This is a genomic window from Pedobacter sp. BAL39 (genome assembly GCF_000170795.1).
Classification (GTDB): domain Bacteria; phylum Bacteroidota; class Bacteroidia; order Sphingobacteriales; family Sphingobacteriaceae; genus Pedobacter.
Window position 1 is genome coordinate 1 of record NZ_ABCM01000003.1, and the last position, 16,291, is coordinate 16,291.

Here is a 16,291-nt window from a genome sequence, read left to right on the forward strand (position 1 = left end):
AACCGCTCAGTTATACCCTATATGAGAAGACCGTTGTGATCAAAAGGAAACCTCCCTTAATCAATAAGGACTTCGCCGATGTTGTAGTAACAGGAGTCATTAGGGATGATCAAGGCGGAACGCTCCCCCAAATTACCATCAGGATCAAGGGGACTGCATTAGGTACCAATAGCGATTCCAACGGTAAGTTTACGATAAAGTTACCGGATGGCAGCCAAACCCTCGTTTTCTCGGCCATAGGCTATGAGACTTTGGAGGTTGCAGTTAATAACCGAACTCAGATAGATGTCACTTTGAAAGAAAAGGTATCTACAATGAATGACGTGGTCGTCGTGGGGTATGGCTCCCAGAAAAAGGCCGATGTGACGGGCTCAATTGCCTCGGTAAATGAGGAGGCTTTGAAGAGCGTGCCTGTTGCCAACCTGGTTAGTGCACTTCAAAGTCAGGCACCAGGCCTGGATATTCAAAAAAGCGGCGGCAATAGCCATCCAGGATCGACACCATCTATCTCAGTTCGCGGGCAACGTTCATTAGGGGCAACCAATGATGTCCTGTACGTTGTGGACGGGATTCCTTTTAACGGAACTTATATCAACGACCTGAACCAGGATGATGTAGTGTCTGTTCAGATATTGAAGGATGCATCAGCGACTGCAATTTATGGCTCAAGGGGGGCGAATGGTGTGATACTCATTTCTACCAGACGCGGCAAAACCGGTGCGCCTGTTATAACTTATAGCAACTACGCCGGCGTGATGAAGCCCCTGGGGTATTACGATGTGATGGAACCTGATGCCTATCAGGTTTATAAAAAATGGGGGAGCTATCATGCGAACAACCCGAATGTAATTAACGCGCCCAATCCTTATAATGGCATAGATGATCCAAGGTTCTACACCGATGGCATCACTTTTTTGCCAGCGGAGCTTGCCGGCTTACAGAACGGAACTAATACCAACTGGCAAAAACAGATCTTTAAAAATGGCTTCCGGACTAATCATCAGTTGGGTTTGTCGGGCGGTAGCGAGCAAACAAAGTATGCGATTTCGGCAGGTTATTTTGGTGAAACCGGCGTTTTTCCAGGACTTTCTTTTCAGCGCTTCAGTTTCAAGGTGAGTGTCGATCAGCAATTGGGAAAAATTTTTAAAGTGGGGATCAGCTCAATCAATTCAGTGAGCAGGACCAATGGGGAGGGGATAAACCCGGTAGCTCAAGCTTTGCAATCCAGCCCCCTGACCGTTCCCTATGATGCGGCAGGTAATTTGATCCCATTTCCAGGTGGTGGCTCCCTGATTTATAATCCGCTTGCCAATCTTGTTCCTGGCGCCGTAGTTCAGAACAGAACCCGTTACAACACTTTCACAACCGTTTATGGTGAGGCACAATTCAGCCCTCATCTTAAATATAGATTCAATGGTGGGGTGGAACTGACTCCTGAGACTTACGGGGACTTCTTTGGCAGTACCACCTTTCAAAATTTAAGCGGCCCCTCCACAGCCAGAAACAGCAATTATGATTATCGGAATTTTACCCTGGAAAACCTTCTTGTTTACGAAAATACATTTGCCCGGAACCATCATTTTACAGGAACGGGGCTTTTCAGTTATCAGCAGGATAATAAGTACAGTACGACATTGACCTATAATAATATCCTGGCTGATGATGTACAATATTACAACCCGGAACTGGGTTCTAATTTTAAGGGAACAGGCGGATATTCCAAATTCTCCATTGTTTCTTTTATGGGCCGCATCAACTATGACTTTAAGAGTAAGTACCTGCTCACGCTGACGATGCGATCTGACGGCTCATCCACGCTGGCTCCAGGAAATAAATATCATTTATTCCCTTCGGCAGCAGTTGGCTGGAATATCACCGAAGAAGGTTTTATGAAAAGTATCAATGCGGTGTCCAGCTTGAAACTGCGTGTTGGTTATGGTACAGTAGGTAATGCAGCGGTTAGTCCTTATCAGACGCTGGGCGGCCTTGGTATCATTAATTACAACTACGGAACAACTAATGTAACAGGCACCTATCCCAATAATGTACCCAATCCTAAGCTCGGTTGGGAGTACACGGCATCATTGAATATCGGTATGGATTTCGGTTTGTTCAAGGAGCGGATAACTGGTACAGTGGATGTTTATCAGCAAAAAACCAGCGATTTAATACTTCCTCAAAATCTTCCGATCACCACCGGCTATACCTCGCAATTCCTGGCCAACGTAGGCAAGACGGAAAATAGAGGTTTAGAAATAACCATCAATTCGGTCAATATCAAAGCCGGGTCGAGGAAAGATTTTGCCTGGACGACCAATTTCAATATGACTTTTAACCGCAACAAGATTACGGCATTGCAAAATGGTGTGACCGAAGATGTCGGCAATAACAGATTTGTCGGATCCCCGATAAGTTCGCTCTATAATTACCAGCGGGTAGGCATCTGGCAGAATACACCAATAGATTCCGCCGAAGCTAAGCGTCTTAATCTGACCCTTACCGGAGCTGCCTCTGTAATTGGTACCATCAGGGTAGCGGACTTAAACGGAGACGGTGTCATCAATTCCAAGGACCGCACCATTTTGGGGACCCGGCAACCTGATTTTTTTGGCGGTTTCACCAATCGGTTCAGTTACCGGGGTGTTGATCTGGCTGTTGTCGGATCTTACCGCGTTGGAGGAACGCAAATCGCCACCTGGCTACAGCCCGGAAGCAATGTCAACGCGCTTAACGGGAAGGCCAACAACTTAAATGTCGATTACTGGACGCCAACGAACCGCGCAAATAAATATCCGAAACCTAATTTTAATGTCGGATCACCTGCTTATGGGGATTTACTGGGTTATTATAATGCGTCCTATCTTAAAATCAGGACGATCAGCCTGGGATATACGTTCCCCGCTCTAATTGCATCGAAGATCAAGCTGAAAAATTTACGGGTGCATGCCTCATTGAACGATGCGATCATCTTGTTTTCTCCACTGCACAAGCAGTTTAGTGGAGCTGATCCTGAATCGGCCGGTACGCTTGGAGTTGATACGCCCCCGGTTAAATCTCTATTGTTTGGTTTGAATGTTTCATTTTAATTGATTCGTACACATGAGCACATTTTTATATCGCATTTTAGCGATCACGTCCGTAGCTTTCATCACTTCAGGTTGCAATAAGCAACTGATTGAAGATCCAAAATCTTCACTTACGCCAGAATATTTTAAAACCGCACAAGGCTTCCAGTCTGGGCTTGATGCTGCGTATGCTGGAAACCGTAATTTATGGGGATCGGAAAACCTGATGACCATGACCGTGCCCGGAACAGATGAATTTAAATCCGGAGGGGGCGGGAACTCCAACTTTAACGTTTATTCCAGCAGTTATGATGCCAGCAGTGGATTTTTATCTGGTGTCTGGAATCCATGCTATACTTTCATCAATACCTGCAATGGCATCATTGACAATGGTGCAACGGTAACTGGACTTGATGCCAACACCGTTAAACAGAAAGTAGCTGAAGCCAAATTTCTCCGTGCTAACTACTACTTTTTGCTGGTTCGGTTTTTCGGTCCTGTAACCCTGAACAAAAATTTCATCAGCGAACCCAGCACCAGTGCAGACAGAGCGCCAATTGCGGACATCTATAGTTTTATTGTGCAAGATCTGAAGGAGGCAATTGCTTCCCTTCCGTCAAGCCCGACCCTGAACGGGGTATTGCCAGGTAAGGCAACCGCTGCTGCGGCATCGCATCTGTTGGCAAAAGTTTATTTGACTAGAGCCTATTCATCTGCTAAACAACCAGACGATTTTCAGAACGCTTACAACACGGCAAGAGGGTTAATCGATAACTTAGCGACTTTAAACCTTGGTTTGTTGCCAGATTTCGGTTCTGTTTTTGCAGAAGGCAACGAGGCCAGCCGGGAGGTCCTCTGGAGCGTTCAGCATACCTCGAACCTGACTTATAATGGTATCAGCAATGAATTAAATTTTCATTACGTTATGGGTTATGAAAATTTTCCGGGCCTGGTTCGCTCTATGGCTTACGGTCGTCCATATGGCCGCGTTCAATTGACCAGCTGGCTTTCAAATGTTTGCTTTGCGGATAAAACAAATGACACGAGATACTATAAAACCTTTCAGTCGGTATGGCTGTCTAACTCGGCTGATAAAATCCCGAAGGTTAATGGAGTTCCTAAATACGCCTTGGGTGATACGGCTATTTATATGCCTGGGTTTGATGTGACCAACGCCAAGGTTAGTGCAAGTCGTTACTTACTGGTTCCTCCGCGTAATTACACCTTACAATTATATCCAACAATGACCAAATATCAGGATACAAAACGGGCTGGAATTAACGATCCTTCGGTTAGACCGATTATCGTGTATCGTTTGGCAGAAACCTATCTGCTGGCTGCTGAAGCGGCAATCAATCTGGGGGACAATACGAATGCCGCAAAATATATCAATGTGGTAAGGGCGCGCGCGGCTTACCCAACAGGTAATACTGTAGCAATGAATGTTACACCTGCACAGATTACGCTGGACTACATCCTGGATGAGCGGGCTCGTGAGTTGTGCGGAGAGCAAACTCGCTGGTTGGATCTGGTAAGCGCGAATAAGCTTGTCGAGCGCGTCAAGCTTTATAACCCAGATGCCGCACCAAACATTCAGGACAAGCATGTTTTGAGACCTATACCGCAAAGTCAGATAGACAGAATCATTACAGGCGATAAATATCCGCAAAATACAGGATTTTAATTTTTGACTAGCCATGCATGGAACAGTGCATGGCTAAGTTAATGCCATTCAACAAATATTTATCATCGGTATCAGCTATCCGGTTTTATCAGCCGTTATGACTGTTACCATAATCATTACCCCAATCATATATGTTATGGAGAAACGAAGAGATTTTATTAAAAAAATAGCTGTCGCATCGGCTGGAGTTTTGGCCACTAACAGCCTTTTTGGCATGAGTGCGAAAAGCTATCGCAATATTATTGGCGCTAACGAACGCATCCAGGTAGCCATTATAGGTTTAAATGGCCGCGGCACTAGCATGGCAGCTACTTTTGCGCGGCAAAAGAATGCAGAGATACTTACACTTTGCGATGTGGATACGAGGGTTTTTGCCAAAGCGCTAAAAGCTGTAGCCGATAATCATCAAATTAATGTCCCCAAAACCGAGGGTGACTGTCGCAAGGTGATGCAGGATAAAAATATTGACGCCATCTACATCGCTACCCCCGACCATTGGCACACACCGCTTACCATTATGGGCTGCCAGTCAGGAAAGCATGTCTACGTAGAGAAGCCATTAAGTCATAACCCGCACGAGGGAGAATTGGCAATTGCTGCGGCAAGAAAACATAACCGGGTGGTGCAAATGGGTGCGCAGCGCCGTTCGGCCCCGATACTGACCGAGGGCATACAACAATTACACGCAGGAATTATTGGCCGGGTGTATTATGCAAAAACCTGGTACACCAACGATCGTAAGCCTACTTTCCTGAAACCTGGTATTGCGCCCACCGCTTTAAATTACGCTCTATGGCAGGGCCCCGCGCCAAGACTTGCTTACCAGGATGGTTTGATCCATTACAACTGGCACTGGTTTTGGCATTGGGGAACAGGTGAGGCGCTGAACAATGGTACGCACGAGGTGGACATCGCCCGTTGGGGATTAGGTGTTGATTATCCCGTAAAAGTAACTTCCTCAGGCGGGCGCTATGCGTATAAGGACGATTGGGAAACGCCTGATACGCAGGTGGTGACGCTGGAATATCCGGATAAGAAAATGATTATGTGGGAAAGCAGCAGTGCCAATGGGCGAAAAATCGAGGGTGATGAGCGCGGGATTATTTTCTATGGCGAGAATGGAAGCCTAAGCACCGGCACTGATGCCTATAAAGTCTTTGACCTGAAAGGCAAACTCATAAAAGACGTGGGCCCGAAAACCAAAGAAGAAGCCGTACAGGGGCGTAATACGGCTAGCGTGAGCCTGAGTTTGGATAGCATGCACGTAGCGGACTTCCTGGATGCGATACGCAATAACCGCAAACCAAATTGCGATGTGGAGACCGGGCATAAAAGCATTATCGGTATGCAGCTGAGCAATATAGCCTGGCGTGTAGGACGGGAACTCCATCTCGACCCGAAGAACGGCCATATTCTCAATGATCCCCAGGCACAAAAGCTATGGCAACGTAGCTATGAGCCGGGATGGGAACCTAAAGTTTAGTTAACATTCTGTTAAAATAAGTATTTCAAAACATGATCCATCATTTAAAAAAGGCCTTGCTAAGCTTGGTTTTACTCACTACTGTGGTTAGCAGTACCGCTGTAGCCCAAAAAAAACTATTTCCGGAAGCTCCCGGTATTGTATCTTATACCTATCGAAACCAGTTTGCCGAAGATGTGCCCGGCACCCTGGATAGGATAAAAGATAACGGAATAACCGATATCGAATTTTCGAGCTTGTTTAAACAAACAGCTGAAGACTTGCGCAAAATGTGCGATGCAAGGGGGCTCAAATGTTCATCATACGGGGGAAGTTACGAAGACCTGATAAATAAGACAGATGAATTAGGAAAAGCGGCCTTAGCGTTGGGAGCAGCCTACGTTAGGGTGGCTAATATTCCCCACAAAGGTCCTTTTACCTTAGAACATGCCAAACAGGCGGTTGCCGATTTTAATAAGTATGGTAAGCTGCTGAAAGACAAATATGGCCTGACTTTCATTTATCACAATCACGGTTTCGAGTACCAGCCTTACCAGGATGGCACTTTGTACGATTACATACTGAAAAACACCGATCCTAAATATGTCAGTATGGAACTGGATATCCTCTGGGCATTTTTGCCTGGACAGGATCCAGCTCAATTATTGGCCAGATATGGTAATCGCTATAAAGCATTGCACATGAAAGATTTAAAGAAAGGTGTGGCACGTGGCAGCCTTTCGGGTAGCACTCCAAAGGATAACGATGTGATTTTAGGCACCGGCCAAATTGATATTCCCGCGGTGATCAAAGCCGCGCGCAAAGCTGGCGTGAAACATTATTACATCGAAGATGAAAGCAGTTCGTGCCTCACGCAAGTGCCTGAAAGTATCAAATATCTCAATAGCTTAAAAAAGTAAAAATAACAATAGAACTTCATGCTAATAAAACTTTATAAACCATTGATGTTAGCCATTGCGCTAACATCATTAACGAATCTTGTTATGGCTCAGGCCGTCACTTCTGTGGAAACCAGAAAGGCTAATACAGACTATGGACCTGCTTTTAAAGGGCAGACCCGTATAAGCAGTGTAAAAAGCAGGACTGCATATAAAGATGAGGTGATCAATGACAAGCTGAAGGGCCCCTGGGGTATTTGCGTATTACCTGATGGACGTCTGCTGATCAGCAGTAAGCCTGGCAGTATGCAAATATTGACAACGCAAGGCACTATTGTGAAAACGATCACAGGTTTTCCAAAAGTACATTTCCAGGGCCAGGGTGGTTTGCTGGATGTGAACATCGACCCCAATTTTAAAACTAACCGTATGGTTTATTGGACCTACGCCCAGCCGGGTGAAAACGGTGCTGCATTGGCTGTTGCCAAAGGTAAGTTGTCTGCCGATGAGACCAGGCTAGAGCATGTAAGCGTAATATTTGAAGCCGTTCCCCGCCATAAAGGTGGCGGGCAGTACGGCTCAAGGCTTGTATTTGATCAAAAAGGTAATATACTGGTGAGTTCGGGCGATCGCAGTGCGGATAACATTCGTCAAAAGGCACAGGATCTGAGCGCTACAACCGGCAAAATCATCCGGATTACTAAAACGGGCAGGCCAGCGGCCGGTAATCCATTTATAGGAAAGGCAAATGCTAAGCCCGAGATATATGCCTTAGGCTTTCGTAACCCGGACGGTTTGGCGATCAATCCTGCTACAGGAGATTTGTGGGAGGCTGAGTTTGGTCCGCGTGGCGGCGATGAGCTCAATCTGATCAAAGCCGGTGGAAACTATGGTTGGCCTGTGGTCACTTATGGCATTGAGTATAGTGGGGAGAAAGTTTACGAAGGCATTCAGCAGAAAGAGGGTACTTTACAACCTGTTTATTATTGGGATCCCAGCATTTCGCCGGGTTGTATGATTTTTTACACGGGCAACATCCCTGAGTGGAAAAACAATATTTTACTTGGTGGCCTGGGTGGTGTTCATATTGCGCGTTTGGTCATCAGGAACAATAGAGTTGTTGGTGAGGAGCGCTTGCTGGAGAGCAGGCAGGAACGCTGGCGATGTATGGCTATTGGTAAAGACGGTAATCTTTACGCAGGTACCGATAGCGGCAAGCTGTATAAAATTAGCAAAAAGTAATGTAGAGAACCTACAATAGACGGATCACATTAAGTGCAAATTACCAATCTACAGACATGAAAAATAAATCTTTTTACCGGCTCTTGCTATTTTTTTTTATTGTTATTAATGCTGATGCCTTTGCTCAGAATCGAAATGTATTACCTGGTTGGGCTTTTGGCGGATTTGCCAGGCCAAAGGGAATGAATCCTGTCATTTCGCCTGATTCATCCGCAATATTTGTAGACCCGATGACCGGTTTGAAAACACGTTGGGCAGCCAATGATACTTTTAATCCTGCCGCGGCTGTCAGGCACAATCAAATTGTGGTCCTTTACCGCTCTGAAGATAAAAGTGGAGTGAAAATTAGTACGCGTACCTCCCGTCTGGGTTACGCAAGCAGTAAAGATGGTTTTCATTTTACCCGGAAAGCCAAGCCTATATTGTATCCTGGTAACGATGATCAAAAAGAATACGAGTGGCCTGGTGGCTGCGAAGATCCTCGTGTGGCTGTAACAGAGGATGGAACCTACGTCATGTTATATACACAATGGAACCGTAAGTTACCCAGATTGGGGGCTGCTACTTCTAAAGATCTGATGCGTTGGACTAAACATGGTCCGATTTTTCAAGATGCCTACGCCGGTAAATTTCTGAATATGCCCACAAAGTCTGCTTCTATATTGACCGCCGTAAAAAACGACCAGCAAGTCATCACTAAAATAAATGGAAAATACTATATGTATTGGGGTGAGCGGCATGTATACGCAGCAACATCAACTAACCTGATTGACTGGACACCTATGGTTGATTCAAAAGGAGACTTGTTGATACTTGCATCTCCCCGAAAAGGCTTTTTTGATAGCGATATGACGGAGTGCGGCCCACCCAGCATTTTGACGGATAAAGGCATTATTCTGTTTTATAATGGAAGGAACCATGCAGATGAGCGAGGTGACAGGCGTTTCAATGGTGGTGCCTATTGCGCCGGTCAAATGTTATTTGATAAGACAGATCCCACTAAACTATTGGACCGGCTCGAGGTACCTTTTCTTAAGCCAATGGAAGCGTTCGAGAAAAGCGGACAGTACACAAACGGCACGGTATTCATTGAGGGGATGGTTTGGTTCGAACACAAATGGTTTCTGTATTATGGTTGTGCAGATTCAAAAGTTGCCGTAGCGATATTTGATCCAGCAAGGCCCGCAGATCCCGACCCGATCGTGTCAACTGAGCAAGGCATCAAATAGACAAGCTTGTCAGCGATGCCGAAAAAATGAAAACCGAAGCTGTATTGAATTTAATTGCAAAAATGATCACAGATATGATTCTGAGGGAGCTTGATGAAGGCAAGGATCCGTTAAATGAGGAATATGGGTATTTCGGCGTGATGGTGCCAGTGATTTCGGTCAAACCGTGCCACTTAAAAGATCATACAATGATATAAAAAAGCTGGGATTATTCCTTTTTCAATATTCCTTTTCTGAGGGATTCACCTTTCAGATCAATCCTGTGTGAGGAGTTTACAATCCGATCCAATATTGCATCTGCAATAGTTCCTTCACCACCGATAATTTCGTACCATGCCGAGACTGGTATTTGTGAGGATATGATAGTTGATTTTTTACCATGCCGGTCGTCTATAATATCCATCAGTGTTTCCCGGTCCTGGTTATCGAAAGCCTGCAGTCCAAAGTCATCCAGTATGAGCAGATCCATTTTAGTTAGTTTTTCCAGTTCCTTGAGGTAGGTTCCATCAACTTTGCTCAATTTCAGCTTTTTGATCAGCCTGGCGGTTACTGTATAGAGTGTTTTTACTCCAGTAAGACATGCCTGATGTCCAAGGGCCTGTGAGAGATAGCTTTTGCCTGTGCCGGAGGCGCCACATATAATGATGTTCTCCTTTCTCATTGTAAAGTCCAGTGTGCCAAGTCGTGCAAACATGTTCTTGTCCAGATTTCTTTCACTGGCATAGTTTATATCGGCAAGACTGGCGTTCTGCCTAAAGTTTGCCAGTTTCAGCAACCGATCAATTTTGTTGTTCTCGCGGTCTTCCCACTGATGGTCGGTCAGTAGTGCCAGGTATTCATCGCATGTGATGCCTTCAAACCTGTTTTCCTTTACATACTGTTGGTGTAATTGAGCCATCGCCCCAAGGCGCATGTTACGTAGTTTTTCAACTGTCTGATTATTCATTGTTGTGATTTTTGATTGTCTTTATTGGTAAGCGGAAGCACCGCGTATGTTGTTATGAAAAGGTATATGTGGTTTTATGGTATCGGGTTGCTCATCAATAGCGGGCAGTCTGTCCATATTATTTTTCAGGATGTTCTTTATGCGCAGGTAAGAGCAGCTATCTGTTGCCAGAGCCCTTTTGCAGGCATTATTGAGCCGCTCAGAGCCATAGGAACGGTTCAAATGAATAATGCCCAAAGAGCGCTTATAGCTTATTTCCGGGTAATCCTGCGAGGCCAGTACTTTTTCTATGCATGCCAAAACATATTCACCATGTGGCAACGCTTTTTTCCTGAAGAACTCAGGGCTCCAATCCGAGTAGAACTTATGTGTGCTGCTCAAGTGATCTGTGTTAGTGATGTAGCTACCTTTATTCAGGTTACGCTGATGCAGGGCAATCCTCTCATGATTATAATAGATCTCAATACGACTCTTGGTGTAGTGGATCATGGTCTCCTTTCCAATATATCGGTAGGGAACACTGTAATAACATTTGTCAGGAGAAAAGTATGCGTAACCCATCTTCTGCACCTTGGCCCTTTTATAGTCTTTCATTTCATAGGTACTGGGTGGTAGCTCTTTTAGATACTGACGTTCAATACTTTGGAAGAGTTCAATACGGCTGGATTCTTTTCGTTTGAACAAAAGCGTGTTGTAACACTCCAATAAGACAGCAATTTCCCTGTTAAGATCTTCCAGAGAAAAGAAGGTCATTTCCCGTAGAGCATAATAAATACGCTGGTAGACCAAATGCACCGCATTCTCAACCAGCGCCTTGTCCTGGGGAGCGTAACTACGGGTGGGGTTGATAACACAATTATAATGGCGGGCAAAGTCTTTAAAGCTACGGTTGATATCGGCCTCGTATTTACTCGATCTGTTAACTGCGGACTTAAGGTTATCCGATACAATCGCTTTAGGCGATCCGCCATAGAAACGTAAGGCATCAGCACAACATGATAGCATGTCTTCGCGTTTTTGGCTCATACATGCCTGAACATAAGTGTACTGGCTGCAGGGAAGTATGGCTACAAATACTTCCACGGGAACAATCTCCCCGGTCTGCTTATCGATGATCTGCAGCTTTTTACCGGCAAAGTCTATGAACATTTCTTCGCCAGCCAAGTGCTGAAGTTTCATTGACCCTTTTTCTTTAGGATACTTGCGGCGAAAATGCTCAAGGAACTGCGTATAACTGTAAGGTTCTGCCGCCAGCTCAACATATTGCTGATAATGATACAGGAAGGTAAAACCGGGATGGTTCCGGGCCTTGTTGACCCCCTCAAAATAAAGCATGAGCTCATTGTGGCGAATGGTGTCCAGGGTGGTATGTGATGAGAACAGTTCGGATAAGGCAACCGTATCAAACCCCAGAAGCTCCTGACATGAATAGTCGCTACCAGCAAATAGTTGCATATAGGTGTTGACAGTGTTACGGGAAATACCGAGAACAGAACCTATTTTACGGTTACTGTAACCCTCCAGATGTAATGTGAGTATTTGTTTTAAGTCCATCGGATCAAGTTTGTTGGCCATATCGCTGTATTTAATAGCGATAAGGTAATTCTTTCTTGATCTTTTAAAGTGGCACAGTTTGAACCGTAAAAACCGATAAATGGATGAAAATTTAAACCACCAAAGTGGCATCATTTAAACCGTAATCGCTGGCACTAACAGACCGAAATAGCTGGCACCATTCGAACCGTAATATCCAGAATATTGATTTGATAATCAACTGGTCGTGGTTTTGGTGGAAATGATGATCATATGTGAGAGGGAATTCGAACTATTATTTGCTTGATTATCAGTGTTTTAAAAAAAAGGCGAATGATAAAAGAACCCCTATCTCAAAGATTTAACTTAATTGTTAATCAGCGGTATAGGGTTTTTTGTTGTGGAGCCGAGGAGGGCTTAAACGAACCCTTTTTACGGCTTTTGATGTTGGTAAAGGCGGTTAATGAGGAAAATGTTTTGGTGAAAGCGGTTGAAGATGAAATTGAAATTTGATCAATTTTGAGAGGAAAGGGGGCTCTTGCTGAACACGTACTTTGGCAAATTAACAGGCGTTAAATTTTTCATTAAATAAAATAATAGCCATAAATTTAGTATCCATTATTTTTATTAATATTCTTGCATAATCCATCTATATCAGGGAATAGATATTCAAAGTTGACACCTAAGTAATTCAAATTCTCTAAGATTTTGGGTTTTTCATCACTTGGGATTTCAAAATGATATATACTTAAAAAATGAAGCATATCACTTTCCAAACCAACAAAATTACCTGAGATTGTACCATTCGGATTTATAGATGGTCGATAGTGATGAACAGAAAACCACCCGTGCTGAGCAATTACCCTAGGATTATTAGAATTAGGACGAAAAATTTTTGTAGAGGTTAAACTGAGAGGATCCAAATCTAATTGCGGATTAAAAATGGAATCCTGATAAGTCCTATAAAAATAAAAATGCCCATTCGCATTGTTGTCATTTCCTATACAGGCGAACCATGTTGCTACCAATGCATTAGTTGACCAGTCTAATAATCTTGTAGCCATTCCATGGTGTTGTGCAATGGCTAACAAGTCGATGTCTTTTATTGCATCTTGTTCTAAGAAACGGCCACCACGAATCCTTAATTCTCCTAACATATTTCTTTCTAGATCAGTCGTGTCAACTGTTGGATCTAATCTCGCTATTGCAGGCAAAAGAGGTTTAAAACATGATTGACCACGGAAGAGGTTTATAGTACCTGGATCAGGCTTTCCAAGTGAAATTATTTTACTAATAAAACTCTCCCACCCATTCCACCCAACTTCTTTCATTTTCGATCAATCGTGCTAAAACAAGATTTACGAGGCTATCGCAAATGCTTTTATATTTCCAAATTCCTCCGATTTATCAATTAGCTCATTTTCTATGTCATAATCGTCTTGCAAGCCTAGCCAGAACCTTGCGGAATTGCCAAAGAAGATACTTAAACGTAGAGCAGTATCCGCCGTTACTCTTCTATTTCCTTTAATAATTTCTGAAATACGAGTTTGAGGGATATTGGTTTCCTTCGCTAGACGATAAGCAGTAATATTTAAAGGGATCAAAAATTCTTCATTTAGAATTTCACCCGGATGAATGTTAGGTAGCTTTTCCATAATACATTTATTAATGATAATCAATAATTTCTACTTCGCTCGCATTTCCGTCCGACCATTTGAAAATTATACGCCACTGGTCGTTTATGCGGATACTATAGTAATCCTTTAAATCACCTTTTTTCTTCTCCAATTTATTAGATGGTGGAATGGTTAAATCTTGAATATTCTGTGAGTTACTAATCATACGTAGCTTTCTCCTGCCTATAGTTTGTATTTCTATAGGTAGCTTTGATACCCTAATACCATTCCATATTTTCTCTGTGTCTTTAGATCCGAAAGAAAGTATCATATTAACTTCATGCGTTACTAACGTTAAAGGTAAGCATTAGTATGTACATTGTCAATACCCCCATTCTATTTTTACAATTCTTTTTAGGACTTGCCGTTTTCTACACATGACACTGATTCTAATGTATATGTATAAAATTACATATCAATAAAAAGACCTCTGAGATGATCTCAGAGGTCTTAGTGGAGCCGAAGGGGTTCGAACCCTTGTCCAGTTGTGTGGCAAATTATGCCTTCTACATGCTTGTTTTCCATTTTATTGTCGGGAGCAGACGGGCCGGAAACCTACCTTGTCTTTTTCCTTAGGTACTTTATCTCACAACTGTACCGTACCTTACAATTGCCAGCGTTGTTATTTCGATGCCCCTGGTTCTAACCTAACATCGCAGCAGTCAGAGGGACAAAAGCTATGCTAATTCTAAATTAGGCAGCTAAGGCGTAGTTATTTTCGCCAATTATAGTTTGAATGTTCTCTTTTAAGTGCTCTCCATACAACGCACTGCATGCTAACATACGTACCTCCACCCTGTCAAATCCAAAACGGCCCCAGTACATAGCTGATGGCGTGCAGGTTAACTAATCCATGACTACCATCAGGTTACAAATATACGAATTTTATGCTAAAGTCCTGCCGGGATATTGCTGAAGCGCAAATTCCAGGCAGTCCATGGCATTATTAATGTCGTCAGTATTCAACACATAAGCCATCCTTACCTCGTTGCTGCCAGAGCCTGCCGAAGAGTAGAATCCTGTCGCAGGAGCCATCATCACGGTCTGTCCCTCATGCTCAAAACTTTCAAGGATCCATTGACAGAAAGCATCTGCATTATCAATCGGGAACTTTGCCACCACATAGAAAGCACCACCCGGATTAGGACAAAAAACACCTTCAATTGCATTCAGTCTTTTAACGATCGTGTCCCTACGGAGGGTATATTCTTTATTTACCGCTTCAAAATAGCTGTCGGGAGTATCTACAGCTGCAGCACCTGCAATTTGTTCAACCATACCCGGACTTAACCTGGCCTGGGCAAACTTCAATCCGGATTTGATCACTTCCTTGTTTTTGGTGATCAGGCAGCCCAGACGTGCGCCACAAGCACTGTATCTCTTGGAAACGGTATCCATCACTACCACATGGTCATCGATACCATCCAGGTGCATAGGAGAGATGAACTCCTTGCCATCATAGCAGAACTCGCGATATGCCTCATCCGAAAACAGGAACAAATCGTATTTCAGGCAAAGTGCTTTCAATGCTTCCAGTTCTTCCCTTGAATACAGATAACCAGTAGGATTATTCGGGTTGCAAATGATGATTGCTTTAGTCTTTTCAGTAATCAGCTTTTCAAACTCTGCAATTGGTGGAAGCGCAAAGCCAGTCTCTATATAAGATAAGATAGGTTTTACAACTACATTACTCATGCAGGCAAAACCGTTATAATTGGCATAAAAAGGCTCCGGGATAATGATCTCATCACCTTCATTAACGCAGGTCTGCATGGCGATGGTAATGGCTTCAGAACCACCCACAGTTACGAGAATGTCTTCCGGAGTGATGCCATATCCCAGTTTATTATAATAGGAGGCCAGTTTGGTCCTGTATGCTAATGTTCCTTCAGATGGCGTGTATGCCCATACATCGAAATCAATGTTTTTTATCGCGTCGAGCATCACTTCAGGAGTAGCAATATCAGGTTGACCGATGTTGAGGTGATATACCTTTTTGCCGTCCTTCTTTGCCTGATCAGCAAAGGGCGTTAGTTTTCTTATAGGTGAAGCGGGCATTTGAACCCCTTTTTCTGAGATTTTTGGCATGGCGCAAAAATAAAAAACCTCGTCAATTAACGAGGTCTTTATTAAAAATATCTGTTTAAATTTTTACTTCGAAGCTGCAGCTACAGTTTCACCTTTAATATACAATACCTTTGTAGTGGTTTTTGCATTTGAAGTGATGGTAATGCTTTTGCTGAATGGCAATGCAGCACCTGTAGGATTGTAGGTTACCTTGATCACACCAGAATCACCTTTTTTAACGGGTGTTTGTGTATAAGTAGGAACAGTACATCCGCAGGTAGTCTCTACCTTAGTGATGATTAAAGGCTGATCGCCTATGTTAGTAAACGAAAATTCCACTGTGGCCGGTTTTCCTGTAGGAATCTTACCAAAGTCGTGGCTTTCTTTCGCAAATTTAAATTCAGCGGGTTTTGACTGAGCGTTAGCAGCAACAGTTACTCCTAAAAACAATGTAAATAACAACAGTAGCTTTTTCATGATTATGGTGT

At 43.6% G+C, this 16,291-nt stretch carries 15 protein-coding genes and 1 other RNA gene; 8 read left to right on the top strand and 8 right to left on the bottom strand.

Annotation, left to right across the window (positions count from 1 at the left end; all coding sequences use genetic code 11):
• The 7 genes from PBAL39_RS04375 to PBAL39_RS25220 form a co-directional block, all read left to right on the top strand.
• Window positions 1-3,086: TonB-dependent receptor (locus PBAL39_RS04375; protein ID WP_008238733.1), on the top strand; the 3,086-nt coding region annotated here is incomplete at its 5' end.
• A gap of 13 nt (window positions 3,087-3,099) precedes the next feature.
• The gene (locus PBAL39_RS04380) at window positions 3,100-4,749 is read left to right on the top strand and encodes a RagB/SusD family nutrient uptake outer membrane protein (protein ID WP_008238735.1); all 1,650 of its coding nucleotides are present in this window, start codon (window positions 3,100-3,102) and stop codon (window positions 4,747-4,749) included.
• A 136-nt stretch (window positions 4,750-4,885) separates the two neighbouring features.
• Window positions 4,886-6,232, top strand: a complete 1,347-nt coding sequence (locus tag PBAL39_RS04385) for a Gfo/Idh/MocA family protein (RefSeq protein WP_039866128.1) — start codon at window positions 4,886-4,888, stop codon at window positions 6,230-6,232.
• A 32-nt stretch (window positions 6,233-6,264) separates the two neighbouring features.
• Complete coding sequence (locus tag PBAL39_RS04390) at window positions 6,265-7,131, top strand: sugar phosphate isomerase/epimerase (RefSeq protein ID WP_008238739.1); 867 nt, start codon at window positions 6,265-6,267, stop codon at window positions 7,129-7,131.
• Between the two features lie 84 nt (window positions 7,132-7,215).
• Window positions 7,216-8,352, top strand: a complete 1,137-nt coding sequence (locus PBAL39_RS04395; protein ID WP_008238741.1) for a PQQ-dependent sugar dehydrogenase — start codon at window positions 7,216-7,218, stop codon at window positions 8,350-8,352.
• Window positions 8,353-8,408: 56 nt separating this feature from the next.
• Window positions 8,409-9,581, top strand: a complete 1,173-nt coding sequence (locus PBAL39_RS04400) for a glycoside hydrolase family 130 protein (protein WP_008238743.1) — start codon at window positions 8,409-8,411, stop codon at window positions 9,579-9,581.
• A gap of 26 nt (window positions 9,582-9,607) precedes the next feature.
• A complete protein-coding gene (locus PBAL39_RS25220) occupies window positions 9,608-9,778 on the top strand; it encodes a hypothetical protein (RefSeq protein ID WP_008238746.1) in 171 nt (56 codons plus the stop codon).
• 11 nt (window positions 9,779-9,789) lie between these two features.
• Here PBAL39_RS25220 and istB read toward each other — a convergent pair whose 3' ends face one another.
• On the bottom strand, window positions 9,790-10,527 hold the full coding sequence (gene istB / locus PBAL39_RS04405; protein ID WP_008238748.1) for an IS21-like element helper ATPase IstB: 738 nt from the start codon (window positions 10,525-10,527) through the stop codon (window positions 9,790-9,792).
• A gap of 21 nt (window positions 10,528-10,548) precedes the next feature.
• Window positions 10,549-12,102 (bottom strand): IS21 family transposase, encoded by a 1,554-nt coding sequence (gene istA, locus PBAL39_RS04410; RefSeq protein WP_008238749.1) that lies wholly within the window; start codon window positions 12,100-12,102, stop codon window positions 10,549-10,551.
• Window positions 12,103-12,393: 291 nt separating this feature from the next.
• Between istA and PBAL39_RS04415 the strand changes: the two genes are divergently transcribed.
• Window positions 12,394-12,573: a hypothetical protein gene (locus PBAL39_RS04415; RefSeq protein ID WP_008238751.1), complete on the top strand. Its 180-nt coding sequence runs from the start codon at window positions 12,394-12,396 to the stop codon at window positions 12,571-12,573.
• 95 nt (window positions 12,574-12,668) lie between these two features.
• On the opposite strand, the gene PBAL39_RS24500 is transcribed toward PBAL39_RS04415, so the two are convergent.
• The 6 genes from PBAL39_RS24500 to PBAL39_RS04440 all read right to left on the bottom strand — a co-directional run bounded on the left by PBAL39_RS24500 (window position 12,669) and on the right by PBAL39_RS04440 (window position 16,280).
• Complete coding sequence (locus PBAL39_RS24500; protein ID WP_008238753.1) at window positions 12,669-13,391, bottom strand: FRG domain-containing protein; 723 nt, start codon at window positions 13,389-13,391, stop codon at window positions 12,669-12,671.
• A 27-nt stretch (window positions 13,392-13,418) separates the two neighbouring features.
• Entirely contained in the window at window positions 13,419-13,715 is a 297-nt protein-coding gene (locus PBAL39_RS04425) for a HigA family addiction module antitoxin (protein ID WP_008238754.1), read from the bottom strand.
• Between the two features lie 10 nt (window positions 13,716-13,725).
• Complete coding sequence (locus PBAL39_RS25900) at window positions 13,726-14,007, bottom strand: type II toxin-antitoxin system RelE/ParE family toxin (protein ID WP_008238756.1); 282 nt, start codon at window positions 14,005-14,007, stop codon at window positions 13,726-13,728.
• A 180-nt stretch (window positions 14,008-14,187) separates the two neighbouring features.
• Window positions 14,188-14,554, bottom strand: a transfer-messenger RNA (tmRNA) gene (gene ssrA, locus PBAL39_RS24995).
• Between the two features lie 67 nt (window positions 14,555-14,621).
• Complete coding sequence (locus PBAL39_RS04435; RefSeq protein WP_008238759.1) at window positions 14,622-15,824, bottom strand: pyridoxal phosphate-dependent aminotransferase; 1,203 nt, start codon at window positions 15,822-15,824, stop codon at window positions 14,622-14,624.
• 63 nt (window positions 15,825-15,887) lie between these two features.
• Complete coding sequence (locus PBAL39_RS04440) at window positions 15,888-16,280, bottom strand: DUF1573 domain-containing protein (RefSeq protein ID WP_008238761.1); 393 nt, start codon at window positions 16,278-16,280, stop codon at window positions 15,888-15,890.
• Between the last annotated feature and the right edge of the window lie 11 nt (window positions 16,281-16,291).